Source organism: Anianabacter salinae (genome assembly GCF_019061145.1).
Classification (GTDB): Bacteria; Pseudomonadota; Alphaproteobacteria; order Rhodobacterales; family Rhodobacteraceae; genus Anianibacter; species Anianibacter salinarum.
Window position 1 is genome coordinate 764,908 of record NZ_JAHQZS010000001.1, and the last position, 26,676, is coordinate 791,583.

Genomic DNA, 26,676 nt, shown 5'->3' on the forward strand with positions numbered 1-26,676 from the left:
GCGCATCCGCGCGGCCCGAGGCACAAGAGCGGCAGGCACGGCCCTGCGGGAGCGTTCCGTTTGGACTATTCGCGCAAGCGTCTGACCCCCCTTGATCTGGGCGTGGGCATCCATCTGGACAGCGTCATCGCCGCTCCCGGTGCGACGACGGCGCGCATCGTGCTGGGCACCGGGTTTCCGCCGCATGCGCTGGCGGAGGTGCCCGAGACCCGCATCCGTTCCACGCGGGCGATCAACGGCGGCCTTGTGCTTGACGTGGACACCGACCTGCGCGGCGGCGCGCTGCGCCTGCCGGTGAACGAAGAGGTCTGGGTGCAGCCGAGCATCGCCGAGCCGCACCTGTTCGAGGGCCTGAACGTGGGCCTTGCGGTGCGCACCGGAGAGCCGCCCGAGATCGTGCTGGACTGGCTGCGCTGGCATGCGCGCGTGCACCGGATGCAGGCCGCGCTCATCATCGACCGGCTGGCGGGGGCGGATGGGCCGGGGCTGGACCTCGCCCTTGCACGCGCCGACATCGAGGGATTGCAGAAGGTCGTCCTGCTGTTTCCCGGCATGGCCACGGGACATCCGGACCTTGGCCCCGAGTCCGACCCGTATTACGCGCCCGACGCGCCCGGCAAGGACCGCATGACGGAGCCCCCGCCGGAACGCTGGACCGCGCCCTTTGCCGAGTTCACGCTTTTTGAGCACCTGCGCACGCGGTATCTGGGGCAGGCGCGGGCGGTGATGAACGTCGATGTGACCGATCTGGTCGCGCCCATCGAGGGGACGACGATCTTTGATCGCGCGGTCGCGTCGCGCGGCGGCATGACCCAGCTTGTCGCGCGCCGGGTCTACCCTTGGGGCCTGCGCAAGGACGACGCGGCAGGCTTTGGCGATCACATCTGCCGCCGCTTCGACGGGCAGCCGTCGAACCCGCGCTGGTGCATCGCGCCGGCCAAGCTGCCCGAGACATCGGTGCTGCGGCTGATCCGCGTCGTCGGCGCCGAGCCGGACGGGACACCGCAGCTTTATTGGCGCTGCATGGCGCTGCGGCATCCGGGGCAGAAGGTGTCGGCCATCGTCCCCAAGACCTCGCTGGTCGAGGACACGCGGCTGATCGAGGTGATGACAGAGGCGTTCGGCGCCGACCCGGTGCGCGCGCCTGCCGAGACGCTCAAGCCGATGAAGAAGATCGAGCGCGGGCGCACCGGTATCGTCACCACGATGAAGAACGAGGGCCCGTTCATCCTGGAATGGCTGGCCTATCACAGGTCCATTGGGGTCGAGGATTTCCTTGTCTATACAAACGATTGCAACGACGGCACCGATACGATGCTGCAACTGTTGCAGGACAAGGGATATGTCCAGCACCGCGACAACCCGTTCAAGGGCACCGACCTCAAACCGCAGCACGCCGCGCTTCAGGCCGCCGAGACAGAACCGATGGTCAAGGCGCTGGACTGGACGGTCTGCATGGACGTGGACGAGTTCATCACCATCCATGTGGGCGACGGCACGCTGAACGATCTTTACGACGCTGTGCCGGACGCGAACCTCATCTCAATGAATTGGCGGTTGTTCGGCAATGCGGACGTGCACGGCTTCGAGGACCGCTTCATCACCGAGCAGTTCACTCTGTGCGCGCCCGAATTCTGCAACAAGCCGCACCAGGCCTGGGGCTTCAAGACGCTTGCGCGCAACGTCGGCATCTTCAAGAAACTGGGTGTGCATCGGCCCAAGGGCCTCAAGCCGCAGCTTGTGGGCGAGGTGAACTGGGTGAACGGGTCGGGCAAGCCCCTGCCGCAAGACATGTGGCGCAACGCCTGGCGCACCAACGCGGACACCTACGGCTACGATCTGGTGACGTTGAACCACTACGCCGTGCGGTCGGCCGAAAGCTTCCTTGTGAAACGCGACCGGGGCCGGGTGAACCACGTCGACCGGGACCAGGGCCTGGCTTACTGGTTTCGCATGAACCACAACGCCGTCGAGGATCTGTCGATCCAGAAACGCCTGCCCCGCGCACAAGAGGAACTGGCGCGGATGCTGGCCGATCCCGAGATCGCGGCGGCGCATGCCCATTCGGTCGCCTGCCACCGCGCCAAGATCGACGCCTTGAAGGCCACCGAGAATTACGCCGCCTTCTATGCCGAACTGACCGGCCCGCGGATGGAAAAGCTGTCGAAGATGCTGCGCCATTTCGGGGCGGGGGTGTTCCTTGCCGGGCCAGAGGTGATCCCCGATCATGTGTGGCAGGATGATCTGCCCGAGGAATTCTTCTTTACCGTGCAGCACAAGGCGCAGGTTCACTAGGCGCGAAACCGGGTATAAGCGCCGTCGAGGCGACCCTTTGGGGCAGAAAGGCAGACTGGATGGCAACCGAGTATCAGATCGCCGCTCTCTGGATGGAGGGACGGCTGAGCTTTCTGGAAGAGCTGTGCCTGAAATCCTTCGTGGACGCCGGGCACCACGTCGTTCTCTACCATTATGGCCCGCTGGAGAATGTCCCGGACGGGGTCGAGATGAAATCGGCCGAGGACATCCTGCCCCGTGCTGGCGCGATCAAGCATGAACGCACCGGCAGCCCCGCGCTGCATTCCGACATCTTCCGCTACCGCATGCTGGCCAAGCTGGACCGCACCATCTGGGCCGACACCGACGCCTATTGTATGAAGCCGTTTGAAACGCCGAACGGCCATTTCTACGGCTGGGAGTCGTCCAAGCACATCAACGGCGGTGTGCTGGGTCTGCCCGCCGACAGCGACACCCTGGGCGAGCTACTGGCCTATACCGCCGACGAATTCTCGATCCCGCCCTGGTATGGCGAGGAATACGAGCGCGAGTTGACCGAGGCGCGCGACCGGGGCGATCCCGTTCATGCGGGCGACCAGCCCTGGGGCGTCTGGGGGCCGCACGCGCTGACCTATTTCCTGCACAAGACGGGCGAGGCAAAATACGCGCTGCCGCAGGAGGGGCTTTACCCGTTCACGTTCCGCGACCGCCGGTTCATGTTCAAGCCGAACTTCGACACGTCCGACTACATCACCGAGAACACCTATTCGGTGCACCTGTATGGCCGCCGCGTGCGTGCGCGGATCGCGGAAAAGGATGGCGGCGTGCCGCCGAAGGATTCGCTGATCGAGAAACTGGTGCAGAAGCACGGGATCGACCCGCACAAATCGCCCGTGCCGCTGAAGCCCCGCCCCAAGGACAAGGGCCGCGTCAAGGCGCCGAGCCCCGACAAGACCATCGCCGAGATCGCCGCGCTGCATGCCAACCGGCCCGCCGAGTTGCGCGCGCCGGTGCCCGTCGCCGCCGCAATGCCCGCGCCGCCCGGGATGCGCCCGCCCACCATGGCCGCTGCGCCGCGCGCGCCCTTGACGCCCGAGGATCGCCGGGGTCGGGGCCAGACCAACCTGACAGATCTTGCCGATGCGCTGGGCCTCGACAAGGGATCGCCCAAGCACCGCTATACCGAGCTTTACCAGATGCTGTTCCTGCCTTTCCGGCAGCGCGCGATCAAGCTGCTGGAAATCGGCCCTCCGGTCGGGGCGCCGGACGATCTGACCTCGGCGCGGCTCTGGCTCGACTATTTCCCCAAGGCCGAGGTGCATGGTCTCGACCCGGCGGATACGGACTGGTTCTCGGACCCGCGCTATGTGCATCACCGGCTCGACCCCGAAGATCGCGCCGCCCTGCGCGCCGGTGCGGGCGACATGCCGCCCCTCGACATCGTCATCGACGATGGCAGCCACGCAAGCCACCACCAGCAGAACGGATTTCTGGAGCTGTTCGGCACCGTGAAATCCGGCGGTCTCTACATTGTCGAAGACCTGCGCTGGCAGCCCGACGAGATCGAGCGCCCCGGCATCACCAAGACCGCCGATCTGTTCCAGTCCTACATTCAGGACGGCGTGTTCACCCATTCCGATCCCGGTGTCGCGGCCGAATTCGACGCCCTGCGCGCCGACATCTCGGGGTGCTTCGTCTTTCAGGCGCGGTTCGAGAAACGGCGCAAGGATCAGGTGCTTGTGGTCCACAAGCGCTAGGCTGGCCAATCGCCCGGTGCGCCCTTTCATCCGGCCCTTCGGACGGTCTATAGGTCGGGCAACGTCCCAGGGAGCGACCGGATGAAGATCGCATTCCACCTTGGTGCCCATTGCACCGATGATGACAAGCTTGCGCGCTCGCTCTTGAAGAACGATGCGCGGCTGCGCGAGTACGGAGTGGTTTGCGTGCGTCCGCGCCGGTTCCGCACCATCATCCGCGACACCACGCTGGAATTGCGCGGCACCGTCGCCGACGCCGAGACACAGGAACGGGTGATCGACGCGATGCTGGGCGACGAGCATGCCGAACGGATGATCCTGTCGTTCCAGAATTTCATCTGCGGGCCGGGCCGGGTGTTCGATGATGGCGATCTCTATGCCAAGGGCGGGTTCAAGGCGCGCTGGCTCGCCGACATCTTTCCCGATCATCAGCCCGAGTTCTTCATCGCGATCCGCAACCCGGCGACCTTTGTGCCCGCGCTGTTCGACACGCTGCCGCGCGGCACCACCTATGATGCGTTGATGCAAGGGGTCGATCCGCTGGACATCCGCTGGTCCCCGGTGATCGCGCGGATCATGCAGGAAAATCCCGGCGCGCCGGTCACCGTCTGGTGCAACGAGGACACGCCCTTCGTCTGGCCCGAGATCCTGCGCGAGATTTCCGATCTTGACGCTTCGGTGCCGCTGGAGGGCAATTTCGACATCATCGAGACGATCATGTCCCCCGAAGGCTATGAGCGGATGCAAAGCTACCTTGCCACGCGCCCGCCTGCGAACGAAGCGCAGCGCCGCCGCGTGCTGTCGGCGTTCCTCGACAAGTTCGCGCTGGACGACGAGCTGGAGGACGAAATCGACCTGCCCGGCTGGACGCCCGAGTTGCTGGACGAGTTGACCGATGTCTATGACGAGGACTTCGAACAGATCGCCCGGATGCCCGGCGTCAATGTGATCGCGGCCTGACCTGGCCTCTGTTGACCCTCGCGCCGACGCGTGCAGGATGCCCGAACGGCAGACGACGGAGGAGGTCGGCTTGACCAAGGCATTCGGCAGTATCGACGATGTGCAGGCGCTTCTGGCCGCGCAGGACTATGTGTGCGGGCGCCCGCTTGCCACGGTGGTTTTCCTTGCGCTCACGCTGGGCCGTCCGCTGTTCCTTGAGGGCGAGGCGGGCGTCGGCAAGACCGAGATCGCCAAGGCGCTGTCCGCCGCGCTGGGCCGCCGCCTGATCCGCCTGCAATGCTACGAGGGGCTGGATGCCGCATCGGCGGTCTATGAATGGAACTTCGCCGAGCAGATGATCGCCATCCGCACCGCCGAGGCGACGGGCGGCGCGGACCGCACGGCGCTGAAGACGGAACTGTTCACCGACGAGTACCTGATCGAGCGTCCGCTGCTGCAGGCGATGCGCCCGCAGCCCGGCGGCGCGCCGATCCTTCTGATCGACGAGCTGGACCGCACGGACGAGCCGTTCGAGGCATTCCTTCTCGAGGCGCTGTCGGACTTTCAGGTGACGATCCCCGAGCTGGGCACGATCAAGGCGCCCGAGCCGCCCATCGTCATCCTGACCTCGAACCGCACGCGCGAGGTGCATGACGCGCTGAAGCGCCGCTGCCTCTATCACTGGGTCGACTACCCGGCCTTCGACCGCGAGATCGAGATCCTGCACGCCCGTGCGCCCGAGGCCTCCGAGCAACTGAGCCGCGAGGTGGTGGCCTTTGTCCAGCGCCTGCGCACCGAGGACCTGTTCAAGAAGCCGGGTGTGGCCGAGACGATCGACTGGGCCAAGTGCCTGCTGGCGCTCGACGTCATCAACCTGTCGCCCGAGGTCATCGCTGACACGCTGGGCGCGATCCTCAAGTATCAGGACGACATCCAGAAACTTCAGGGGTCCGAGGCGAAACGCATCCTCGACGAGGTGCGCACCAGCCTTGGCCCGGCAGGATGAGCGGTCAGTCGCCGGGATAATGCGTGCTGAGTTCGTCCAGCGTCTGGACCGGGGAAAGCGAGGTCGGATGAGACATGTCTTCACGCCTGCGCCTGCCGCCGACAAGCGCCGAAAGCCGCTCCGGCAGCGTCGGCTTCTGGCCCCATTGCAGGTGCGCGACCGCAAAGGGCGCCTCCCATCCCTTCATCTCGAAGACCACGTCATCGGTGGCAAAGCATTCGCCGACCACGCGCAAGACGTGGCGGCGCGCGGGGTCGGTCTTGCTGGCCTCGTGCAGGAATTGAAACAGAAGATCAGAGGCACGCCGACGTCCGATCGGTCCCCAGTGTTCAGGCCATGTCAGTTCGCTGTCCATGCCCACAGGTCTAGGCGAGTCGGAGCCGGGATTCATGTCTGAATTGGCCGCGATGGACATTCCGGACGATCCCAAGCTCGTGAACAACATCACGCACTTCGCCCGCGCCCTGCGCAAGGCGGGTCTGCCGGTGGGTCCGGGGCGCACGCTGGATGCCATAAGGGCCGTGAATGCCGTGGGTTTTTCCGAAAAGGCCGACTTCTACTGGACCCTTCACGCGGTCTTCGTGTCGCGCCCCGAGCAACGGGCGATTTTCCGCCAGATCTTTCGGCTGTACTGGCGCGACCCCCGCTATCTTGAACACATGATGGCCTACATGCTGCCCGCCGTGCGCGGCGCGCAGGAAGACCGCCGCGCCGAGGCCGCCGAGAAACGCGCGGCCGAGGCGCTGCTGGACGGGGTGGAACGTGACGCGCCCGACCTGCCCGAGAGCGAGACCGAGGACGAGGTCGAGATCCAGATCGACGCGTCCAAGACGATTTCCAGCGAGGAACGGCTGCGCACGCTCGACTTCGAACAGATGTCCAATGCCGAGATGGCGGCGGCGAAGCGGATGATCGCGCGCCTGTCGCTGCCGGTGAAGCCGTTGAAGTCGCGCCGGACCATCGCCGACCTGCACGGCCAGCGCGCCGACTGGCGGGCGACCTTGCGCGCCTCGATGCGGCGCGGCGGCGAGGTGCAGCGCATGGCGATGAAATCGCAGCGCATCCGCTGGCCGAACCTCGTGGTTCTCTGCGATATCTCGGGGTCGATGTCGCAATACAGCCGGATCGTGCTGCATTTCCTGCATGCGGTGTCGAACACGAAAGGCGCGGGCTGGGCCAAGGTGCACGCCTTCACCTTCGGCACGCGGCTGACCAACATCACCCGCCACATGCGCGCCCGCGATGTCGACGCCGCGCTTGCCGCCGCCGGGGCCGAGGCGCAGGACTGGGAAGGCGGCACGCGGATCGGGCAATCGCTCCATGCCTTCAACCGCGACTGGTCGCGCCGGGTGCTGGGGCAGGGCGCTGTCGTGCTTCTTATCACTGACGGGCTGGACCGGGACGATGCCGGGACGCTGGAGCGCGAGATGGAGCGTCTGCACCTGACCGCGCGCCGTCTTGTCTGGATCAACCCGCTTCTGCGCTGGGACGGCTTTGCCCCGCGCGCGGCGGGCATCAAGGCGATGCTGCCCCATGTCGACAGCTTCCGCGCAGGTCACAACATCGCCTCGCTCGAGGCGCTCGCCGAGGCCATCGCCCGCGCGGGCGACCGGGGCGAGAAGGACCGGCTGATGCGGATGCTGGACTAGCGGATGCGCCGCGCCAGAACGTAGGCGAAGGGCTGCACGTTGCCCTTGGGCGTATGATGCGCGTGAAGCCGCGTCTCGACGGCTTCGAAATCGTCTCCCAGCAGGGCAAGCAGCGCGGCGGGGTCACGGCGGACGACGGGCAGGCCCGAACATTTCTCGGGCCCGTCCGATGCAAAACCTGCAAGAATGACGACGCTTCCGGCATGCGTGGCGGCCCTGAGGACGTCGAGATAGCGCGCCTGATCCTCAGGATCGGTCAGGAAATGCAGCGCGGCGCGGTCGTGCCAAAGATCGTACTGTGCCGGGGGCGCCCATTGCGTCACGTCGGCCACAACGTCAGTGACCTTCGAGCGGTCCTCGATCGCCGCTATCGCCAACCCGTCGCCGGACAGGTCCAGCCGGGTGACATGTGCGTACCCCATGTCCAGAAGGTGCGCCGCCAGCCGTGATGCCCCGGCGCCGACGTCGATGGCGGTGGCCCCATGCGGCAAGGCGGCCCGTTCGATCAGGTCGAGTGAGACGCGCGGCACCTCTTCGAACCATGTCAGCGCCTCCTCGGGGCGCGCGGCATACGTTTGATCCCAGTGTGACATGCGATGCTCTCCTGATGTCTCGTAAGATATTCCAAAAACAGAATTTGTAAAGCCCGACAGGCATGGAATGCCGAAGATGTGTCTGGCCTGTTCGCGCTGTTGTCCGCTTGGGTCCGGGGACAAGTCATGCTTAGGTCGGTGCGTCATGAAGGAGTATCCCTGATGAAGGATGTCGCCGAAATCGCGCTGCACTGGCACCGCGCGGGCAAGGGCGCGGCGCTGGCCACGGTGGTCGAGACCTGGGGCTCGGCGCCCCGGCCCGTGGGCAGCCAGCTTGCCATTTCGGGCGCAGCCGAGATCGAGGGGTCCGTCTCGGGCGGCTGCGTCGAGGGCGCGGTGGTGGTCGAGGCGATGGACGCGCTGGAGGATGGCCGCGCGCGGATGCTGGAGTTCGGGGTGTCCGACGACGAGGCCTTTGCCGTCGGCCTTGCTTGCGGCGGACGTATCCGCGTCATGGTGGAACCCGTCGGCAAGACACTGGCCGAGGACACGCTTGCGGCGCTGGTCGAGGCGCGCGCCGCGCGGCGCGGCGTGGCCTATGTGGTGGACACCGAAAGCTGGCAGGGCGGCCTGAAATCGCGTGAGGAGTATCCCCACAGGTTCCGCATGGACCGCTCGGGCTTCGAGGAGGACGGCAAGACCTTTGTGGCCGTGCACAATCCGCCGCTGCGGATGGCGGTCGTCGGCGCGGTGCACATCGCGCAGCCGCTGATGCAGATGGCGCGGCTGGCGGGCTATGACGCCACGCTGATCGACCCGCGCGAGACCTTTGGCGCGCAGGCCCGGTTCCCGGATGAGACGATTTCCAACGACTGGCCCGACGCGGCGCTGGCCGAGTTCGGGCTCGACGCGCGGTCCTGCGTGGTGACGCTGACGCATGATCCCAAGATCGACGATCCGGCCATCGAGACGGCGCTGGCGTCGGATGTGTTCTATCTTGGATCGCTTGGATCGACGCGCACCCATGCCAAGCGGGTCGAGCGGTTGCTTGGCAAGGGTTTTGCCGAGGACCAGATCGCCCGCATCCATGCGCCTGTTGGCCTCGACATCGGGGCGAAATCCCCTGCCGAGATCGCAATCTCGATCATGGCAGAAATCACCCAGCGGCTGAGGCAGGGCTGATGCGCTTCGGGCTGGTTCCGCTGGACAAGGCGGCCGGCGCGATCCTGGCGCATTCGGTCGCGCTGGATGATGGCAGCCGCATCCGCAAGGGCACGCGGCTGGGACCTTCGGAAATCGCACGGCTAAAGGCGAGCGGTGAGATGGAAGTCGAAGCCGCACAGCTTGATGACGGCGATCTGCACGAGGATGCGGCGGCGGAGAGTCTGGCCGGTGCCATCGTTCCCGATCCCGCCCGCGCGCATCTGCGCCTTGGCAAGGCAGCCACCGGGCGCGTGAACCTGCATGCCGAGGCCGCGGGCGTGCTGACGCTGGACGCAGGCGCGATCCATGCCGCCAACCGCGTCGATCCGATGGTGACGGTAGCGACGCTGGCCCCCTTCAAGCGCGTTGCGCCGGGCGACATGGTCGCGACGATCAAGATCATCTCTTACGGCGTGGCAGAGGCGGCGGTGGTGCGGGCCTGCGACCTGGCGCGCGGGGCGATGGCGGTCGCGGCGCCAGTTCTGATGACGGCGCGGCTGATCGAGACGCGCATCGGCCCCGATGCACCGCCAGGCAAGGGACGCAAGGCGATGGAGACGCGGCTGACGCGCCTTGGCCTCTGGCTGGCCGAGCGGCAGGTGGTGCCGCACCGCGAGGCGGACATTGCCGTCGCCGTGCGGGACGCGGGCGAGGACCTGGTGCTGATCCTGACCGCCTCGGCCACGTCCGACATGGCCGATACCGCGCCTGCGGCGCTGCGCGCGGCGGGCGGAACGGTCGAGAGGTTCGGAATGCCCGTCGATCCCGGCAACCTGCTGTTCCTGGGGCATCTGGGCGAACGTCCTGTGATCGGATTGCCGGGCTGCGCGCGCTCGCCCGCGCTGAACGGCGCGGACTGGGTGCTGGAGAGGGTGATCTGCGGCATCGACATCACCGGCGAGGACATCGCCGGGATGGGGGTTGGTGGATTGCTCAAGGAAAGCCCTGCACGCCCGCATCCGAGGGCGGGACGACGGGGCTAGGCCAAAGTCTTTGAAAGACTTTGTGGAAATTCCTTTTCAAGGAATTTGGCGCCTATGCCTTACGCAGCACGATCAGGCGGTTGTTGGCGGGCAGGACCGAAAGCGCGTGGAATGTCAGGCCAAGCGGGCGGGCCTCGGCCTCGATCTGCGACAGATCTCGGATGCCCCAATCCGCGTTCTCGGCGCGGAGCTGCGTGTCGAAGGCCTCGTTTCCCGGGCCAATCCAGTCGCCGTGGACCTTGAAGGGACCAGCGAGGATCACAAGGCCCCCGCGCGCCAGCCGTTCAGCGGCCCCCGCCAGCAGGCCCGCCGTCACCGCCCAGGGCGTGATATGCGCCACGTTCGACGCAAAGACCGCCGATAGCGGCCCGAGCGCGCGGATCTCCGGCATCCCTCCCCAATTCTCTGACGCATCGACCGGCAGGACCTCGAGCGTCACGCGCAGATGCGCGGCCCAGGCCAGCGCCGAGGCGCGGTGTTCGGGGAAGGGATCGCTCGCCACCCAGCGCAGGGCGGGAAACGCCTTGGCGAAGGCCGCCGCGTTCTGCCCGGTGCCGCAGCCGATTTCCAGCACCGTGCCCGGCAGCGCCCCGAACAGCGGTGCAAGCGCGGTGCAGAGGCCCGGATTGGCCCGGTCGAACACCCCCGATGACAGGCGGGCATCGCCGTGGGCGCCATGCTCCCCCGCCGAATAGCGGGGGGTGGCAGGGCTGGACGGCCGCTGTGTCACAGGGGGGCGGTCACGAAAGGGGTTATTTGGCTGGGCCGATCATCATGACCATCTGGCGGCCTTCCATCTTCGGCATGTTCTCGACCTTGCCGATTTCCTTGACGTCTTCCGCGACCCGCTCGAGCAGTTCGCGGCCAAGGTTCTGGTGCGCCATCTCGCGGCCCCGGAAGCGCAGGGTGACCTTCACCTTGTCGCCGTTCTCGAGGAACTTGACAACGCTGCGCATCTTCACCTCGTAGTCATGGGTGTCCGTGTTGGGACGGAACTTGACCTCTTTGACTTCGATGATCTTCTGTTTCTTGCGGGCTTCGGATTCGCGTTTCTGCTGTTCGTACTTGAACTTGCCGAAGTCCATGATCTTGCAGACGGGCGGCGTCGCGTTCGGCGAAATCTCGACCAGGTCGAGCCCGGCCTGTTCTGCAAGTTCCATCGCGCGGCGGGGGTCGATGACCCCGATATTTTCGCCTTCCGCGCCGATCAGGCGAATTTCTGGCCCCCTGATCCGGTCATTCACGCGAGGTCCGGTGTCGCGGGTCGGCGGGGCGTTGTGCGGTCTGCGGGCTATGGTGTGGTTCCTTATTCGGTTTCCAAGAAGCAGGTCGGCAGTAGATACGGGCACAAGGCGCCCGCTTCAACGGCAATTGTCGCTTAAAAACCGGTCGCGGACAATGAGATTCGCCTTGCGGCGGTGGCGTTTCGGCATCATCTGACGCTATCGTCGGAGCGGGATCCGATATTCAAGGAGTATTTCGACATGGGCAAGATCTGGGGGATCATCGCAATTCTCGCAGCGGCGGGTGGTGGCGCGTATATCTACTATGACGCGAACAAGCCTGCGGGCGCCCCCGAGATGGCCGAAGGCGCCGCGATCGAAGGCGAGGCCGCGCTGGACAGCGCAGGCGAAGCCGCGACCGCAGAGGCCGAAAGCGTCGTCGACGAGGCGGTTGCAGCGGTCGAGGACGCAGCCGATGAGGTGGCCGAGACCGCCGACGCCGTAGGCCAGAGCGCGCAGGACGCCATCGAGAACGCCACGGATGGCATGTCGCTGAGCGAAGCAGGCGATGCGGCGACCGAAGCTGCTGGTGATGCCGTGGCGGCGACCGAGGAAGCTGCGGAGGGCGCGATGGCAGCGACCGAGGAGGCTGCTGGTGATGCGATGGTAGCGACCGAGGAGGCTGCGGGCGACGCTATGGTAGCGACCGAGGAAGCTGCGGGAGACGCGATGGCGGCGACCGAGGAAGCTGCGGACGGCGCGATGACGGCGGCAGAGGAGGCTGCTGAGGGCGCGATGGCGGCGACCGAGGAGATGGCGTCAGAGGCCACCGAAGCGGCGGAAGCCACCGCCGATGCTGGCGGGGAAGCGGTTGCGGATGCCGCAGAGGTCGGCGTGGATGCCGAAGCTCCGGCTGAGGCTGTCGAGGCCGCAGAGGCTCCCGAGGCCGAGGTGACTGCAGAGGCGAGCGCCGACGCGATGGCAGAGCCGACCCCGGCCGAGTTGTTCAGCGCCGAGGGCTTCGATCTGGAAAAGGTCACCGCCTATATCCAGGACAGCGATCTGAGCGAAATCCGCAAGACCGGGATCATCGCGATGGTCGAGCAGGCGGCGTCCAATCCTGACCTTCTGAACGGCGCGCTGATCCAGGCCCGCCGGGCGCTTGGCATCGAATAAGCGCACCCTGACCGTAAACGACAAAGGGCCGCGCAATCGCGCGGCCCTTTTCATGCTCAACCGTGGCAACGGGCTAGCCGACGAAGGCCTTTTCCACAACGTACTCCGCCGGTTCGGAATTGGCGCCCTCACGCAGGCCATAGCCTTCCAGGATCGCCTTCATGTCGGTGTTCAGCCCCAGCGAGCCGCAGACCATCGCACGGTCTTCGTCGCCAGAAATCCCGTCGATCCCGAGATCGCGGAACACCGTGCCATCGCGCAGAAGGTCGGTGATGCGGCCCATCTTGGGGCTCTCTTCGCGGGTGGTGGTGGGATAGTAGACGATCTTGTCCGCGAACCCCTCGCCGATCAGCTCGGCCAGCATCTCGTCATTGCGGATGCTCTCGACCAGCTCGGCGCCATAGCGCAGTTCGGCCACGTCGCGGCAGGTGTGTGTCAGGATCACCTTGTCATAACGCTCATAGGTCTCGGGCTCACGCAACAGCGAGGCGAAGGGCGCGATGCCGGTGCCGGTGGCGAAGAACCACAGCCGCTTGCCGGGCAGCAGCGCGTCATGGACCAGCGTGCCCACCGGCTTGGGGCGCAGGATCAGCGGATCGCCCGGCTGGATGTGCTGAAGCTTCGACGTCAGCGGGCCGTCCTGCACCTTGATCGAATAGAACTCCAGCTCGTCGTCCCAGGCGGGCGAGGCGATTGAATAGGCGCGCAAGAGCGGCTTGCCGGTGTCGCCCATCAACCCGATCATCACGAATTCGCCCGACCGAAAGCGCAGGCTCGCGGGCCGGGTCACGCGGAAGCGGAACAGGCGGTCGGTGTAGTGCTCGACCTCGGTGACGGTCTGAGCGTCGGGCAGGGTCTTGACGGGTGTCGCGGCGGTGTCGGAAACGGTCATATGCTCGGTCATGTTGTCTTGCGGGCGTCATCGCCCGTCCTTGTTCTAGCGGTCGAAGTTCGGGTGCGAAAGCCCGGGGTCAGGCGCGCAGGCGCGACTGATAGTCATGGGCGCGCCAGTCGGAACGGCGAAGCCACTGATCGGCGGGCTGCCGCGCGGCCAGATCGTCGGCGATCTCGACCTCGTCAAAGCCGCAGCGGCGGGCCATCGCGTACTGGTCGGCGATGACATGACCGCTGGCGCGCAAGCGTCCATGATAGCCCATCAGCCGCAGCCGCCGGGCGATGGTAAACCCGCGCCCGTCCGAAAAGGCGGGAAACGCCACGCGGATCAGATCGAGGCTGTCCAGTAGCCCGGCCAGCGCCTCGGGGTCGGCATCGGGCGGCAGATCCACGGCTTGCGGCGCGGCGCCTGCCTGCAGGTCTTCCACGGCGAGGAAACCGCCGGTCCAGTCGTCGGGCGCAAAGCCCTCGTCGGTCACGATCACTGTCATTGCTGTCTCCTGTGGCCTCAGGCCGCGCGGCCGCGCACCATCTTGCCGTCGACGAAATGGATGCCGCATTCTTCCTTGTCGCTGCCGCGCCAGCGGCCCGCGCGCTCGTCTTCGCCATCCTTCACGGGGCTGGTGCAGGGCCAGCAGCCGATCGACGGATAGCCGCGCGACACCAGCGGATGACGCGGCAGGCGGTTGTTCACCATATACTCGCGCACGTCGTCCTTCGCCCAATGCGCCAGAGGGTTCACCTTGATGCGGATGTCCGCCTCGGATTCGAAGAATTGCAGCGCCTCGCGCGCGCCGCCCTGAAAGCGTTTGCGCCCGGTGATCCAGGCGTCATAGGGGGCAAGCGCGTTCTGCAGCGGTTCGGTCTTGCGCAGGGCGCAGCAAGCATCCGTGTCGGACTGGTGCAGCAGGCTGTCGGTGTCGCGGCGGAACACCTGTTCGCGCGCCGGACGGATCACCTGCACGTTGGTCAGGCCCAGTTTCTCGGACACGTCGCGCTGGTATTCGAGCGTTTCGGCGAACAGCATCTCGGTGTCGATGAACAGCACCGGCGTATCCGGTGCGACAACCGAGACCATGTGCAGAAGCACCACGGATTCCGCGCCGAAGGACGACACCAGCGCGGTGCGCCCGACTTCGCTGTCCGACAGCGCGCGGTCCAGAACGGCGGTCGCACCGTGGTGACGGTAGCGCGTGTTCAGCGCGGCGACCCGCCCCGGAACCGGCGCGAGGGAGGATTCAAGCGGCACGGGCCTTCTCCTTTTCCTGCGGGTAGAGGATCGCCTTAAACGGCTCTGCCCCAAGCCTGCGGTAGGCTGCGAGAAAGGTCTCGTCCGGGCTGTTGCGCAGGTCCAGATACCCGGTGATGAGGCGCTCGATGGCGGGCACGATCTCGTCGGCGGAAAAGCCGGGGCCTGCCCGCTCGCCGATGCTTGCTGTTTCGGTGCCATCACCGCCAAGCGTGATCTGGTAGTTCTCGACCCCCGCGCGGTCGAGCCCGAGGATGCCGATGTGTCCGACATGGTGGTGCCCGCAGGCGTTGATGCAGCCCGAGATCTTGATCTTGAGCGCGCCGATGTCGTGTTCCAGCTTCAACTCATCCACGCGGGTGGCGATCTCCTGCGCGATTGGGATCGAGCGGGCGGTGGCCAGAGCGCAGTAATCCATGCCGGGGCAGGCGATGATGTCGGACGCCAGCCCGATGTTGGCGGTCGCCAGACCTGCGGCCTTGAGCGCCGCGTGCACGGCGGGCAGGTGGCCCTTGGGCACATGCGGCAGGATCACGTTCTGCTCGTGGCTGATGCGCAATTCGTCGTGGCCGTAGCGTTCGGCCAGATCGGCGAGGGTGCGCATCTGGTCCGCGGTGGCATCGCCCGGCGTCGCGCCATGCGCCTTGAGCGACACCGACACGATGGCGTAGTCGGGGTTGCGGTGGGCGGCGAGGTTGGTGTCGGCAAAGCTGCGGAACAGCGGATCATTGGTGTAGGCCGCTTCGAACGGGGCGGCAGAGACCTTTGCCCATTCGGGCGCGGCGAACTGCGCCTCGATGCCCGCAAGGACCTCCTGATCGGCGCCGGTGAACTCGGGGCGCAGCTCGGCAAAGCGCGCCTCGACCATTTCGCGGATCGCCTCGATCCCGGTCTCGTGGACGGTGATCTTGATGCGCGCCTTGTACTTGTTGTCGCGGCGTCCAAGCGTGTTGTAGACGCTCAGGATCGCCTCGACGTAAGGCAGAAGATCGGCCTTGGGCAGGAAGTCGCGGACGGTCTTGCCGATCATCGGGGTGCGGCCCAGACCGCCGCCGACGATCACCTCGAACCCCGGCTCTCCGGCGTCGTTGCGCACCATGCGCAGGCCGATGTCATGCGCGCGGGTCACGGCGCGGTCGTTGGGCGAGCCGGTGATGGCGATCTTGAACTTGCGCGGCAGAAACTGGAACTCGGGGTGATCGGTCGACCACTGCCGCAGCAACTCGGCCACCGGGCGCGGGTCTTCGATCTCGTCGGCTGCGGCGCCCGCGAAATGGTCGGCGGTCACGTTGCGGATCGTGTTGCCGCTGGTCTGGATGGCGTGCATCCCGACGTCGGCCAGCGCGCTCAGCATGTCCGGCACGTCGGACAGCTTGGGCCAGTTGTACTGGATGTTCTGCCGCGTGGTAAAGTGGCCATAGCCGCGATCCCAGCGCTCGGCGATATAGGCAAGCTGGCGCATCTGCGCGCCGTTCAGCGTGCCGTAAGGGATCGCCACGCGCAGCATGTAGGCGTGCAGTTGCAGGTAAAGCCCGTTCATCAGGCGCAGCGGACGGAATTCGTCCTCGGTCAGGCTGCCGTCGATCCGGCGCTCGACTTGGCCGCGAAATTGCGCCACGCGCTCGCGGACAAAGGCGTCGTCGAATTCGGTGTAGGTATACATCGGTTGGTCCTTTGCTGCATCCGTTCCGGGTCAGGCTCGGTGCGGGGACACTTCCTGTTTGCCGTGGGCGTAGTTCGACGGGCCGGTCGCCCGGAACGTCTCGCGGAAGTGGACGGGTTCGGGGCCGTTCGGGCCGGCCTTGGCATCGGCAAGGTAGGCGCCGACGACGATGCCGGGCTGACCTTGGGCATGCAGAAGGCGCAGGTCGGCGTGGGCCTCGTCATCGATCAATTCTGCACGGTGCAATTCGCGGACCCAGACATCGTTGGACGAGAGATAGACCACGTCGCCTTCGATCAGGTCATTGGCGGTCACGACCTTGGGGGTGAAACGGCGGCTCATAGCGCAAGCTCCTGTTCGGGGGCGGTGTCGGCCAGTGCAAGCGCATCGCGTGGCGCAAGGCCAAGGAAGGTCAGCGCGGGGCCGGTGAGCCCGGCCTCGGCCAGCGCATCGGTCATCCGGGCCAGCGTCGTCGCCACGATGCGCTGGTCCGTGCGCGAGGCGTTCTCGATCACCGTCACGGGCATGTCGGGCGCGGCGCCGTGCATCATCAGACGGCCCTGGATGAACCGGGCCGACCGTTTGCCCATGTAGATCGCCGCCACGGCACCGGGCCGCGCCAGCGCGCGCCAGTCGTGTTCGGCAAAGCCTTTCATGTCGTGACCGGTGACGAACCGGATGTCCGAGTTGCGGTCGCGGCGCGTCAGGCTCTGGCCGATGGCGGCGACGGCGGCAGAGGCTGCGGTGATGCCGGGCACGATGCGCCAGTCGATGCCAGCGGCCTCGACGGCCTCGATTTCCTCGTCGAGACGTCCGTAGACCGTAGGATCGCCGGATTTCAGCCGCACGACATGCGCGCCTTGCAGGGCATGTTCGACAATCAGCGCGTCGATGTCCGATTGCCTGGCCGAGGGGCCGAAGCCTTCCTTGCCGACGTCGATCATCAGGGCCTCGCGGCGGGCGAGTTCAAGGATTTCCGGCGTCACCAGCCGGTCGTGGATCACGACATCGGCGGTATCGAGCGCCGCGCGCGCCTTCAGCGTCAGAAGCTCGGGGTCGCCGGGGCCCGCGCCCACGAAATCGACGCGGCCCGCCTTGGCCTCGGCGTTCAGGTGGCGGTCGAGCAGGCCGTGCAGGGTTGCATTCGCACCTTCCTCACCTTCAGCATCGAAGGCACGCGGGCCTTCGGCAAAGTAGTAGTCGGCCCAGAAATCGCGGCGCTTGCGGCCCATCGGCAGCGCGTCGGCGAGTGGGCGGAACGCCTTGCCGATCCGCGCAAGGATGCCGAGCGAGGACGGCAGCGCCTCTTCCAGATCGCGCTTGATCCGGCGGGCCAGCACGGGGGCCGCGCCTTCGGTTCCGATGGCGATGGTCACGGGGTCGCGGTCGACGATGGCGGGGGTGATGAACTGGCTGTCCGCAAGGTTGTCGACGATGTTCACCAGCGCGCCGTCGGCGCGGGCGAGGCGCGCCACGCGCGCATCCTCGGCAGCATCGTCATTGGCGGCATAGAACAACGCGGCGCAGAGCGCATCGCCGTGGTCCAGCGCGCGCGGGATCAGCGTCACACGGCCTTCAGCGGCAAGGCGTACAAGGTCGGCCTCGGGCTGCGGGGCGAAGACGGTCACGCGGGCCTCGGTCTTGAGGATCAGGCGCAGCTTGGCCAGCGCGGTCTCGCCGCCGCCCGAAACGACGACGCGGCGGCCCGCAAGGTCGAGGAAGATGGGAAAGTGCTGCATGGCGTGTCCTTCTCGCTTGTGCAGCAATATAGAACTTTGTCCTGTTTTCTCGCTACCTCCTGCGATAAACAAGAACATATGTTCCACGAGAATGAGGGATCGGAACGCATGTCCCAGATAGACGCGCCAGAGGACAAGGCTGTTCGCCTGGATGCCATGGACCGCAAAATTCTGGCCGAGCTGCAGCGTGATGCCAGCCAGTCGCTGGACGAGATCGCGGGGCGGATCGGCTCATCCAAGACGCCGGTATGGAACCGCATCCGCAAGCTGCGCGAGGCCGGGGTGATCGGCCAGCAGACGGTGATTCTGGACCCCGAAAAGCTGGGCTTCGACGCCTGCTTTTTCGTGCTGGTGCGCACGTCCGAGCACGAGGCCGAGTGGCAGCAGAAGTTCCTCGCAGCCCTGCGCGCGCGTCCCGAAGTGCTGGAAGCGCACCGGCTGGCGGGCGAGATCGACTATATCCTGAAGGTGCGCGTTGCCAACGCCCGCGCCTACGACGCCTTCTATCAGGCGCTGATTTCCGAGGTGAAGATCTTCAACGTCACCGCGCTGCTGTCGATGGAAGAGATCAAGTCGACGACGATGCTTCCGCTTTAGCGCTGACCAGAAGCCTCTCCAGCCCGTGGAAATGGTAGACGTCGGCATAGCGGGGCGGGGCGGTAAGCGACAGGTCCGGAAGGCGCTCGAACAGAACCCGCAGGCCGATCTGCAATTCAAGCCGCGCCAGCGGCGCGCCGACGCAGAAATGGATGCCCGCTCCGAAGGCCGCGTTGGCCCGCAAGGGGCGGGCCGGATCGAAGCGGTCCGGGGTCGGAAAGGCGGCCGGATCGCGGTTCGCGGCGCCCAGCAGGCAGGCGATGCTGTCGCCGCGTTTCAGGTCGCAGCCGAACAGGGTCACGTCCTCATAGGCCGTGCGTGTGAACATGTGCAGCGGCGGGTCGAAGCGCAGGATTTCCTCGACCGTTCCCTCGATCCGGCCCGGGGAGAGCCGGTCCTGCGCGCCATGCTCCAGAACCGCCTTCACGCCATTGCCAAGGGTGTGCACCGTCGCCTCGTGGCCCGCGTTCAGCAGCAGGATGCAGGTGGTGATCAACTCGTCCGTGGTCAGGCGCGCGCCATCTTCCTCGGCGGCGATCAGGTTGGTGATGAGATCATCGGCGGGCGCGCTGCGCCGCGTTTCGACATAGCCGCGCAAGAAGTCCGCAAAATCGCGCGCGGCGGTGCTGGCCGCGTCTTCCATCGCGCGGGTGCGGCGGGCCTGATACATGCCGACCATCGCGTTCGACCATGCCAGAAGCTGCGCCGACATGTCTTCCGGCACGCCCAGCAGGCGGGCGATGACGATGACCGGCAGGCGCTGGGCATAGTGCGGCAACAGATCGATCTCGCCGCGCGGCATCTCGTCGATCAGGCGGTGGCACAGCACCTCGATCTCGGGCGCCAGCGCCGCGATCCGGCGCGAGGTGAAGGCGCGCAGCACCAGCCCGCGCAGGCGTGTGTGGCGGGGCGGCTCCAGTTCCAGCATGGAATGCGCCTCGACCGCGTAGAACGGGGCAAGGTGATCGGGCACCGCCATCGGCTCCACCGGCTCGCGCCCCAATCGGCGGTCACGCAGGATCGCGTTCACCGCCTCGGCGCTGACGGCGCAGGGCAGGGCGTAGTCGTCCCACCAGACCACATCGCCGAAGCTGCGGGCGCGGGCGTAGAACGGATAAGGGTCCTGCTCGAAGGCGGGATCGGTCGGGGACTGGGACAGGTGCTGCATGGGCGCGAAAGGAGCGCAGCACGCTGGCGTTTGCAAGCGGCGCTTTCTACACTGCACGCCCATGATGAGTGCGTTTTCCAGACGATCCGCCCGGGTCGCAGGGTTCCTGATCGCCGCTGCGCTGTTCGCGGCGGGTGTCTGGTGGTTCGCGTTCACCGCCGCGCTCGACCAGCTCGAGGAACGCGGGCGCGCCGACCTGGCGCTGGCGTCCGACCGGGTGAGTGGGCAGTTGCAGCGGTTCCGCGAGCTGGCCGTGCTCTTGTCGGATCACCCCGCGCTGGTGCCGCTGGTGACGACGGGCGAGGGCGATCTTGATGTCGCCCGCGCGACGCTGACCGAGACCGCCGACAAGACCGGATCGCTGCGCATCCGGCTGATCGACCATTCCGGGCGCATCCTTGTGGCGACCGACCGCGCTGCGGGGGGCACTGTCGCCGGGCGCCCCGATTTCGAGCGGGCGATGGACGGCGGTCTTGGGTCGGACCACCGGGTCGATCCTGATACGGGCCGCAGGCTCTATACCTTCGCCTCGCCGGTATTCGGGCCGGGGGGGCCGGTCGAGGGTGTGGTGACGGTCACGCTTGATACGGTCGGGCTGGAATGGAACTGGCCCGCCGATCCCTCGACGGTGTATTTCAGCGACGATCTGGGCGTGGTGTTCGTGTCGAACCGGTCGGACCTGATCCTGACGGTGCGCGATCCCGACCGGCGCGATGCGGCGCGCAGCACGCTGTATTCCGGCATCGGTCTGGCACCGTTCCCGGACTTTTCGGCGGCGCTGGTGTCGGGGCATGACCTGTGGTCGGTCGATGGCGGGCGCTACCTGCCGCGCCGGGCGCTGCACCTGACCCAGCCGCTGCCGGTGATCGGCCTGACCGGAGAGATCCTTCTGGACCTGACGCCCGCGATCAACCTCGCCAACCTGCAGGCGCTTGTCGCCGCCGCGCTGTGCCTGGCCTTCGGCGCGCTTCTCTATCTCGCCACGGAACGCCGCCGCGTTCTGGCCGAGCAACTGGCCGCCGAGGCGGCGCTGAATGCCGAGCTCGAGGCGCGGGTGGCCGAGCGCACGCAGGCGCTGTCCGAGGCCAACACCGACTTGCGCCGCGAAGTGGGCGAGAGGATCGAGGCCGAGACCGCGCTGAAGAAGGCGCAGGCGGATCTGGTGCAGGCGGGCAAACTGTCGGCGCTGGGGCAGATGTCTGCGGGGATCAGCCATGAATTGAACCAGCCGCTGATGGCGATCCGGTCCTTCGCGGAAAACGCCGGGATGCTGATCGACCGCGGCAAGCCCGAGGTCGCGCGCGACAACCTTGCCCGCATCAGCGAACTGGCGCGCCGCATGGGCCGGATCATCAAGAACCTGCGCGCCTTTGCCCGGCAGGAGGTGGCAGAGGTCGCGGACGTCGATCTTGGCGAAGTGGTGGATGCGGCGCTGGAGATCATGATGCCGAAAGTCGAGCAGGCGGGGGCCCGCGTCGATTGGGTGCGCCCCGGCGGTGCGGTGATGGTGCGCGGCGGCGAGGTGCGCCTGCAGCAGGTGGTGATGAACCTGGTGTCCAACGCGGTCGATGCGATGGAAGGCACCGGCGGGCGCCGGATCGCCATTCACATCGAGGAGCAGGCGGCGCGCACCTGCCTGTTCGTGCGCGACAGCGGTCCCGGCATCGCTGATCCCGACCGCATCTTCGATCCGTTCTATTCCACAAAGGAGGTCGGCCACGCCGAGGGCATGGGGCTGGGCCTGTCGATCAGCTATGGCCTGGTGCAAAGCTTCGGCGGCGCGATCCGGGGGCGCAACCGGCCAGAGGGCGGCGCTGAATTCGTGGTGGAACTCGACCGCGCGGCACTGGAGCGCGCGGCGTGACACGGCAAGTTCTGGTGGTCGATGATGACCGCGCAGTGCGCGAGGCGCTGGGCCAGTCGCTGGAACTGGCGGACCTCAAGCCGGTGCTGGCAGGCAGCTACATCGAGGCCAAGGACCATATCTCGGCCAGCTTTGCGGGCGTGGTGCTGTCGGATATCCGGATGCCGGGCAAGGACGGCTTTGCGCTCTTGGACTACGTGCAGGAGATCGACGCCGATCTGCCGGTGATCCTGCTGACGGGCGAGGGCGACATCCCGATGGCGGTGCGCGGCATCTCGGCGGGCGCCTTCGATTTCCTCGAAAAGCCCTGCGCGCCGCAGGATCTGCTGACGGTGGTGGAAAAGGCGCTGCGCACCCGCGATCTGGTGCTGGAGAACCGTGCGCTCAAGCGGGAACTGGCGGCGGGGGATGCGGCGGCGCGGTTGCTGTATGGCCGATCGACGCAGGCCGAGCGGATGCGCGAGAGGGTGCGCGCGGTCGCGCGGACCAGCGCCGAGGTGCTGATCACCGGCGAGCCGGGCAGCGGCACGTCCAAGGTGGCCGAGGTCATCCACCTGCTGTCCGGCGCGGCGCAGCGCCCGTTCCAGAAACTTGCCGCCGGATCGCTGACGCCCGAGGCGCTGGCGGCCGCCTTCGAGGAGGCGCGGGGCGGCACGCTGTTCCTCGACGAGATCGCGGCGCTGAGCCCTGTGGTGCAGCTGGCTGCCGTCGACCTGCTGGAAGCAAACGCAGGCGCGCGGGTGATCGCGGGCACCTACCGCGATCTGGACGACGAGGTGCGGACCGGGCGCTTCAATCCTGACCTGTTCTACAAGCTGGACGTGATGCGGGTGCGCATCCCGCCGCTGCGCGAGCGCAAGGACGACATCCCGATCCTGTTCCGCCAGTATGTCGCCAACGCCTGCGAACAGGCCGCGATCGCGATGCCCGAGATCCCGTCCGAGATGAACGCGCGCCTGATGGCGCAGGACTGGCCCGGCAATGCCCGCGCGCTGATGAACGCCGCGATGCGCTTTGCCCTTGGCATGGGAGAGCGTGAGGACACCGGCGAGATGGGGCTGACCGACCAGCTGGCGCAGGTGGAACGCTCACTTCTGATCGACGCGCTGCGGCGCAACGCGGGAAACGCGACCGAAGCGTCCCGCCAGCTCAAGTTGCCGCGCAAGACCTTCTACGACAAGCTGGCGCGCCACGCGCTTCGCCCGGAGGATTATCGCTGAGTCTGTGTGCGGTTTTCCGCACAGTGAGCGCAAACGCCTGTGCGGCTTTCCGCGCATAGCTGCATTGCAGCATTTGCATGGCTCCGAGCGCCGTTGCGTAAGCCTCTGGCCCGGATAGAGAAAATCATCCCCGCTCACGACCGCACACAATCTATTGCGCAGCGCCCTTCCGAGGCGTCTTGTCGCTCAGCATTCCCGCACCGCGGGACGCTTTCCATGACCACAGTCTTCGGGAGGAGGACACCATGAAACTCATGACCACCGCAGCCACCGCAATCGCACTGGTGCTTGGCGCATCGGCCGCAAGCGCCGCTTGCGACGACGGCGAGATCGTCGTCAAGTTCGCTCACGTCGTGAACGAGCAGGGCCACCCCAAGGGCATCGCGGCCAACATGCTGCGTGACCGCGTCGATGCCGAGATGAACGGCACCATGTGCATGGAGGTCTTCCCGAACTCCACGCTCTACAACGACGACCAGGTTCTCGAGGCGATGCTGCAGGGCGACGTCCAGCTTGCCGCTCCGTCGCTGTCCAAGTTCGAGACTTTCACCAAGGTCTTCCGCATCTTCGACCTTCCCTTCATGTTCAAGAACATCGCCGCTGTCGACGCGTTCCAGACCTCTGAAACCGGCGAGGCGATGAAGGACTCGATGCAGCGCCGCGGCCTTCAGGGTCTTCAGTTCTGGCACAACGGCATGAAGCAGTTCTCGGCCAACAAGCCGCTCATCATGCCCGAAGATGCCGCCGGCCTGAAGTTCCGCGTGCAGCCGTCCGACGTGCTGGTCGCGCAGATGGAGGCGCTGGACGCGTCGCCGCAGCCGATGGCCTTCTCGGAAGTATACGGTGCGCTGCAGCAGGGCGTCGTGGACGGGCAAGAGAACACCTGGTCGAACATCTACGGCCAGAAGTTCTTTGAAGTGCAGGACGGCTCGACCGAAACCAACCACGGCGTGATCGACTATCTCGTCGTGACCTCGGTCGATTTCCTCGACAGCCTTGATCCGGCGGTTCGGGACCAGTTCCTGACCATCCTCGAGGAAGTCACGCTCGAGCGGAACGCGGCCGTCGATCAGGTCGACGCCGAAGCGCGCGAGGCGATCCTCGCCACCGGTGCGGAGATCCGCGAGCTGACGCCCGAGCAGCGTCAGGCCTGGGTCGACGTGATGCTGCCCGTCTGGGACCAGTTCGAAGCCGATGTCGGCTCCGACAACATCGCCGCCGCACAGGACATCAACGCCTCGATGTAAGGCGCTGACCTGACCGTTCGGCAGGCCCGGCCACCCGCGCCGGGCCTGCCACCCCAAGCCCACCGCGCATTCCACGCGATCCCCTTTTTGCAGGAGGAGACGGCCATGAGCGGCCAGTCCGGCTATCGTGCCCGCACCAAACTTGGCCACTGGATCAATGAGATCGAGGAAACCGTCATCGCGCTTCTTCTGGGCCTGATGACGCTGGTGACCTTCGTGAACGTGGTCCTGCGCTACGGCTTCAACCAGTCCCTGATCTGGGGGCTTGAAGTCACTCTGATCCTGTTCGCCTGGCTGGTACTGTTCGGCATCGCCTACGGTTTCAAGGTGACAGCGCACTTGGGCGTCGATGCGCTCATTAACATCATTCCCAGTCGGCCAAGGCGAATGCTGTCGCTGCTGGCTGCGGCGGTCTGTCTTGTCTATGCGCTTTTGCTGCTCAAGGGCGCCTGGGATTACTGGGCTCCCTTCGCCGCGCTGCAGCCCACCGACGGTCGCTGGCTGCCGACCGGCTTTGCCGAAGGTGTGCGCGACCGGGCGTTCTACACGACCGACCAGGTGCCTATGCTGGGCATGTTCCGCTGGCTCGAGGATCTCATCAACTACGGCGACGAGTATGAAAAGCTGCCCCGCGTCATTCCCTACGCGATGCTGCCCTTCGCCTGCGCGATGATCGTCTTCCGTCTGGTCGAGGCCACCATCGGCCTCATCAAGGGCGAGCGGGAAAGCCTGATCGTCAGCCATGAAGCCGAAGACGCCGTCGCGGATGCCGCGGCCCTCAACAAGGACTGACCGACATGGAAGTCGCAATTCTCTTTGCCATGGTCGTGGGCCTGCTGTTGATCGGCGTGCCGATCGCGGTGTCGCTCGGCCTGTCGTCGATGATCTTCCTGCTTGTCCTGTCGGACACCTCGCTCGCGTCGATTGCGCAGTCGATGTACCAGGCGATGGCGGGGCACTATACGCTTCTGGCGATCCCGTTCTTCATCCTCGCCTCGTCGTTCATGTCGACGGGCGGCGTGGCACGGCGGATCATCCGGTTCTCGATTGCCCTTGTTGGCCATCTGCCGGGCGGGCTTGCCATCGCGGGCGTCTTCGCCTGCATGCTGTTCGCTGCGCTGTCAGGCTCTTCGCCCGCCACGGTGGTCGCCATCGGGTCCATCGTGATCGCGGGGATGCGGCAGGTCGGCTATACCCGCGATTTCGCGGCGGGCGTGATCTGCAACGCAGGGACGCTCGGCATCCTGATCCCGCCGTCCATCGTGATGGTCGTCTACGCCTCGGCCACCGACGTGTCGGTGGGGCGGATGTTCCTGGCGGGCGTGATCCCCGGCATCCTCGCGGGCGTCATGCTGATGTCGGCGATCTACATCATCGCCAAGCTGCGCAATCTGCCCAAGGGTGACTGGCAAGGCTGGGGCGAGATCCTTGCCTCGGGGCGCGATGCCGCCTGGGGCCTGTTCCTGATCGTCATCATCCTTGGCGGCATCTACGGCGGCGTGTTCACCCCGACCGAGGCGGCGGCGGTGGCGGCGGTCTATGCCTTCCTGATCGCCAACTTCGTCTACCGCGACATGGGGCCACTTGCCGCCACCAACCAGGTGCCGCAGTCGTCCGACTACACCCGGCCTGCAGAGGGGAGCCTGTCGGCCGCCGCAGCGCCGGGCGGTAACGCGAGCCTGTTGCAGCGCCCATGGGTGCTGGTCACGGCCTTCTTCCACCGCGACACCAAGGCGACGCTGATGGATGCGGGCAAGCTGACCATCATGCTGATGTTCATCATCGCCAACGCGCTGATCCTGAAGCATGTGCTGACCGACGAGCAGATTCCGCAGCGGATCGCGGCCTCGATGCTGGACGCGGGCTTTGGCCCGGTGATGTTCCTGATCGTGGTGAACGTGATCCTGCTGATCGGCGGCCAGTTCATGGAGCCCTCGGGCCTGATCGTGATCGTCGCGCCGCTGGTGTTCCCGATCGCGATCCAGCTTGGCATCGACCCGATTCACCTTGGCATCATCATGGTGGTGAACATGGAGATCGGAATGATCACACCGCCGGTGGGCCTCAACCTGTTCGTGACCTCGGGCGTGGCGGGCATGTCGATGATGGGCGTCGTGCGCGCGGCGCTGCCGTTCCTCGGCATCCTGTTCATCTTCCTGATCATGGTCACCTACATCCCGTGGCTGTCGACATGGTTGCCGACGACCTTCATGGGGCCGGAACTTATCACGCGGTAGCGCGGCTGAACTGGACAAATCCAAAGGCGGCGTCCCCAATCCGGGACGTCGCCTT

The 26,676-nt window shown here is 66.3% G+C and carries 25 protein-coding genes; 14 read left to right on the forward strand and 11 right to left on the reverse strand.

Annotated features, from left to right (window positions below):
* Positions 1-60: 60 nt before the first annotated feature.
* The 4 genes from KTJ87_RS03790 (at position 61) to KTJ87_RS03805 (ending at position 5,976) form a co-directional block, all read left to right on the forward strand.
* The gene (locus tag KTJ87_RS03790; RefSeq protein ID WP_267137727.1) at positions 61-2,295 is read left to right on the forward strand and encodes a glycosyltransferase family 2 protein; all 2,235 of its coding nucleotides are present in this window, start codon (positions 61-63) and stop codon (positions 2,293-2,295) included.
* A gap of 59 nt (positions 2,296-2,354) precedes the next feature.
* A complete protein-coding gene (locus KTJ87_RS03795) occupies positions 2,355-4,031 on the forward strand; it encodes a hypothetical protein (RefSeq protein WP_267137728.1) in 1,677 nt (558 codons plus the stop codon).
* Positions 4,032-4,112: 81 nt separating this feature from the next.
* Positions 4,113-4,991 carry a hypothetical protein gene (locus tag KTJ87_RS03800; protein ID WP_267137729.1) on the forward strand — a complete coding sequence of 293 codons (879 nt, stop codon included), beginning with the start codon at positions 4,113-4,115 and terminating at the stop codon, positions 4,989-4,991.
* 70 nt (positions 4,992-5,061) lie between these two features.
* Positions 5,062-5,976 carry an AAA family ATPase gene (locus KTJ87_RS03805; RefSeq protein ID WP_267137730.1) on the forward strand — a complete coding sequence of 305 codons (915 nt, stop codon included), beginning with the start codon at positions 5,062-5,064 and terminating at the stop codon, positions 5,974-5,976.
* Between the two features lie 4 nt (positions 5,977-5,980).
* Here the strand turns inward: KTJ87_RS03805 and KTJ87_RS03810 are convergent, their stop codons facing one another.
* Positions 5,981-6,331, reverse strand: a complete 351-nt coding sequence (locus KTJ87_RS03810; RefSeq protein ID WP_267137731.1) for a hypothetical protein — start codon at positions 6,329-6,331, stop codon at positions 5,981-5,983.
* A gap of 34 nt (positions 6,332-6,365) precedes the next feature.
* On the opposite strand from KTJ87_RS03810, the gene KTJ87_RS03815 reads away from it, so the two are divergent.
* A complete protein-coding gene (locus tag KTJ87_RS03815; RefSeq protein WP_267137732.1) occupies positions 6,366-7,625 on the forward strand; it encodes a vWA domain-containing protein in 1,260 nt (419 codons plus the stop codon).
* Here KTJ87_RS03815 and KTJ87_RS03820 read toward each other — a convergent pair.
* On the reverse strand, positions 7,622-8,218 hold the full coding sequence (locus KTJ87_RS03820) for a class I SAM-dependent methyltransferase (RefSeq protein WP_267137733.1): 597 nt from the start codon (positions 8,216-8,218) through the stop codon (positions 7,622-7,624). The two genes, KTJ87_RS03815 and KTJ87_RS03820, sit on opposite strands and share 4 nt — an antisense overlap.
* A gap of 162 nt (positions 8,219-8,380) precedes the next feature.
* Here KTJ87_RS03820 and KTJ87_RS03825 point away from each other — a divergent pair, with 162 nt between their 5' ends.
* Both KTJ87_RS03825 and KTJ87_RS03830 read left to right on the forward strand, forming a co-directional pair.
* Positions 8,381-9,340 carry an XdhC family protein gene (locus KTJ87_RS03825; RefSeq protein ID WP_267137734.1) on the forward strand — a complete coding sequence of 320 codons (960 nt, stop codon included), beginning with the start codon at positions 8,381-8,383 and terminating at the stop codon, positions 9,338-9,340.
* Positions 9,340-10,344, forward strand: a complete 1,005-nt coding sequence (locus KTJ87_RS03830; RefSeq protein WP_267137735.1) for a molybdopterin-binding protein — start codon at positions 9,340-9,342, stop codon at positions 10,342-10,344. Before KTJ87_RS03825 ends, KTJ87_RS03830 begins: the two co-directional genes overlap by 1 nt.
* Before the next feature lie 52 nt (positions 10,345-10,396).
* Here KTJ87_RS03830 and KTJ87_RS03835 read toward each other — a convergent pair whose 3' ends face one another.
* Both KTJ87_RS03835 and infC read right to left on the reverse strand, forming a co-directional pair.
* Positions 10,397-11,074 carry a DUF938 domain-containing protein gene (locus KTJ87_RS03835; RefSeq protein WP_267137736.1) on the reverse strand — a complete coding sequence of 226 codons (678 nt, stop codon included), beginning with the start codon at positions 11,072-11,074 and terminating at the stop codon, positions 10,397-10,399.
* Positions 11,075-11,096: 22 nt separating this feature from the next.
* Positions 11,097-11,588, reverse strand: a complete 492-nt coding sequence (gene infC, locus KTJ87_RS03840; protein ID WP_267137737.1) for a translation initiation factor IF-3 — start codon at positions 11,586-11,588, stop codon at positions 11,097-11,099.
* A gap of 240 nt (positions 11,589-11,828) precedes the next feature.
* On the opposite strand from infC, the gene KTJ87_RS03845 reads away from it, so the two are divergent.
* Positions 11,829-12,743 carry a hypothetical protein gene (locus tag KTJ87_RS03845; RefSeq protein WP_267137738.1) on the forward strand — a complete coding sequence of 305 codons (915 nt, stop codon included), beginning with the start codon at positions 11,829-11,831 and terminating at the stop codon, positions 12,741-12,743.
* 73 nt (positions 12,744-12,816) lie between these two features.
* On the opposite strand, the gene KTJ87_RS03850 is transcribed toward KTJ87_RS03845, so the two are convergent.
* From KTJ87_RS03850 to cysG, 6 genes are all read right to left on the reverse strand, one after another.
* Positions 12,817-13,647 (reverse strand): ferredoxin--NADP reductase, encoded by an 831-nt coding sequence (locus KTJ87_RS03850; protein WP_267137739.1) that lies wholly within the window; start codon positions 13,645-13,647, stop codon positions 12,817-12,819.
* A 67-nt stretch (positions 13,648-13,714) separates the two neighbouring features.
* Positions 13,715-14,128: a DUF934 domain-containing protein gene (locus KTJ87_RS03855; RefSeq protein ID WP_267137740.1), complete on the reverse strand. Its 414-nt coding sequence runs from the start codon at positions 14,126-14,128 to the stop codon at positions 13,715-13,717.
* Between the two features lie 17 nt (positions 14,129-14,145).
* Positions 14,146-14,886 (reverse strand): phosphoadenylyl-sulfate reductase, encoded by a 741-nt coding sequence (locus tag KTJ87_RS03860; protein WP_267137741.1) that lies wholly within the window; start codon positions 14,884-14,886, stop codon positions 14,146-14,148.
* The gene (locus tag KTJ87_RS03865) at positions 14,876-16,549 is read right to left on the reverse strand and encodes a nitrite/sulfite reductase (protein ID WP_267137742.1); all 1,674 of its coding nucleotides are present in this window, start codon (positions 16,547-16,549) and stop codon (positions 14,876-14,878) included. Before KTJ87_RS03865 ends, KTJ87_RS03860 begins: the two co-directional genes overlap by 11 nt.
* A gap of 30 nt (positions 16,550-16,579) precedes the next feature.
* On the reverse strand, positions 16,580-16,891 hold the full coding sequence (locus KTJ87_RS03870; protein WP_267137743.1) for a DUF2849 domain-containing protein: 312 nt from the start codon (positions 16,889-16,891) through the stop codon (positions 16,580-16,582).
* Entirely contained in the window at positions 16,888-18,288 is a 1,401-nt protein-coding gene (cysG, locus tag KTJ87_RS03875; RefSeq protein WP_267137744.1) for a siroheme synthase CysG, read from the reverse strand. The genes KTJ87_RS03870 and cysG overlap by 4 nt, the downstream gene beginning before the upstream one ends.
* A gap of 108 nt (positions 18,289-18,396) precedes the next feature.
* Between cysG and KTJ87_RS03880 the strand changes: the two genes are divergently transcribed.
* Positions 18,397-18,885 carry an Lrp/AsnC family transcriptional regulator gene (locus KTJ87_RS03880; protein WP_267137745.1) on the forward strand — a complete coding sequence of 163 codons (489 nt, stop codon included), beginning with the start codon at positions 18,397-18,399 and terminating at the stop codon, positions 18,883-18,885.
* Here the strand turns inward: KTJ87_RS03880 and KTJ87_RS03885 are convergent.
* The gene (locus KTJ87_RS03885; RefSeq protein WP_267137746.1) at positions 18,857-20,053 is read right to left on the reverse strand and encodes a cytochrome P450; all 1,197 of its coding nucleotides are present in this window, start codon (positions 20,051-20,053) and stop codon (positions 18,857-18,859) included. The genes KTJ87_RS03880 and KTJ87_RS03885 overlap by 29 nt on opposite strands.
* 64 nt (positions 20,054-20,117) lie before the next feature.
* On the opposite strand from KTJ87_RS03885, the gene KTJ87_RS03890 reads away from it, so the two are divergent.
* The 5 genes from KTJ87_RS03890 to KTJ87_RS03910 all read left to right on the forward strand — a co-directional run bounded on the left by KTJ87_RS03890 (position 20,118) and on the right by KTJ87_RS03910 (position 26,621).
* On the forward strand, positions 20,118-21,917 hold the full coding sequence (locus KTJ87_RS03890) for a sensor histidine kinase (RefSeq protein WP_323371614.1): 1,800 nt from the start codon (positions 20,118-20,120) through the stop codon (positions 21,915-21,917).
* A complete protein-coding gene (locus KTJ87_RS03895; protein WP_267137748.1) occupies positions 21,914-23,137 on the forward strand; it encodes a sigma-54-dependent transcriptional regulator in 1,224 nt (407 codons plus the stop codon). The genes KTJ87_RS03890 and KTJ87_RS03895 overlap by 4 nt, the downstream gene beginning before the upstream one ends.
* A gap of 245 nt (positions 23,138-23,382) precedes the next feature.
* Entirely contained in the window at positions 23,383-24,384 is a 1,002-nt protein-coding gene (locus tag KTJ87_RS03900) for a DctP family TRAP transporter solute-binding subunit (protein WP_267137749.1), read from the forward strand.
* A 105-nt stretch (positions 24,385-24,489) separates the two neighbouring features.
* A complete protein-coding gene (locus KTJ87_RS03905) occupies positions 24,490-25,176 on the forward strand; it encodes a TRAP transporter small permease (protein WP_267137750.1) in 687 nt (228 codons plus the stop codon).
* Positions 25,177-25,181: 5 nt separating this feature from the next.
* Positions 25,182-26,621 carry a TRAP transporter large permease gene (locus KTJ87_RS03910; protein ID WP_267137751.1) on the forward strand — a complete coding sequence of 480 codons (1,440 nt, stop codon included), beginning with the start codon at positions 25,182-25,184 and terminating at the stop codon, positions 26,619-26,621.
* Positions 26,622-26,676: the final 55 nt, after the last annotated feature.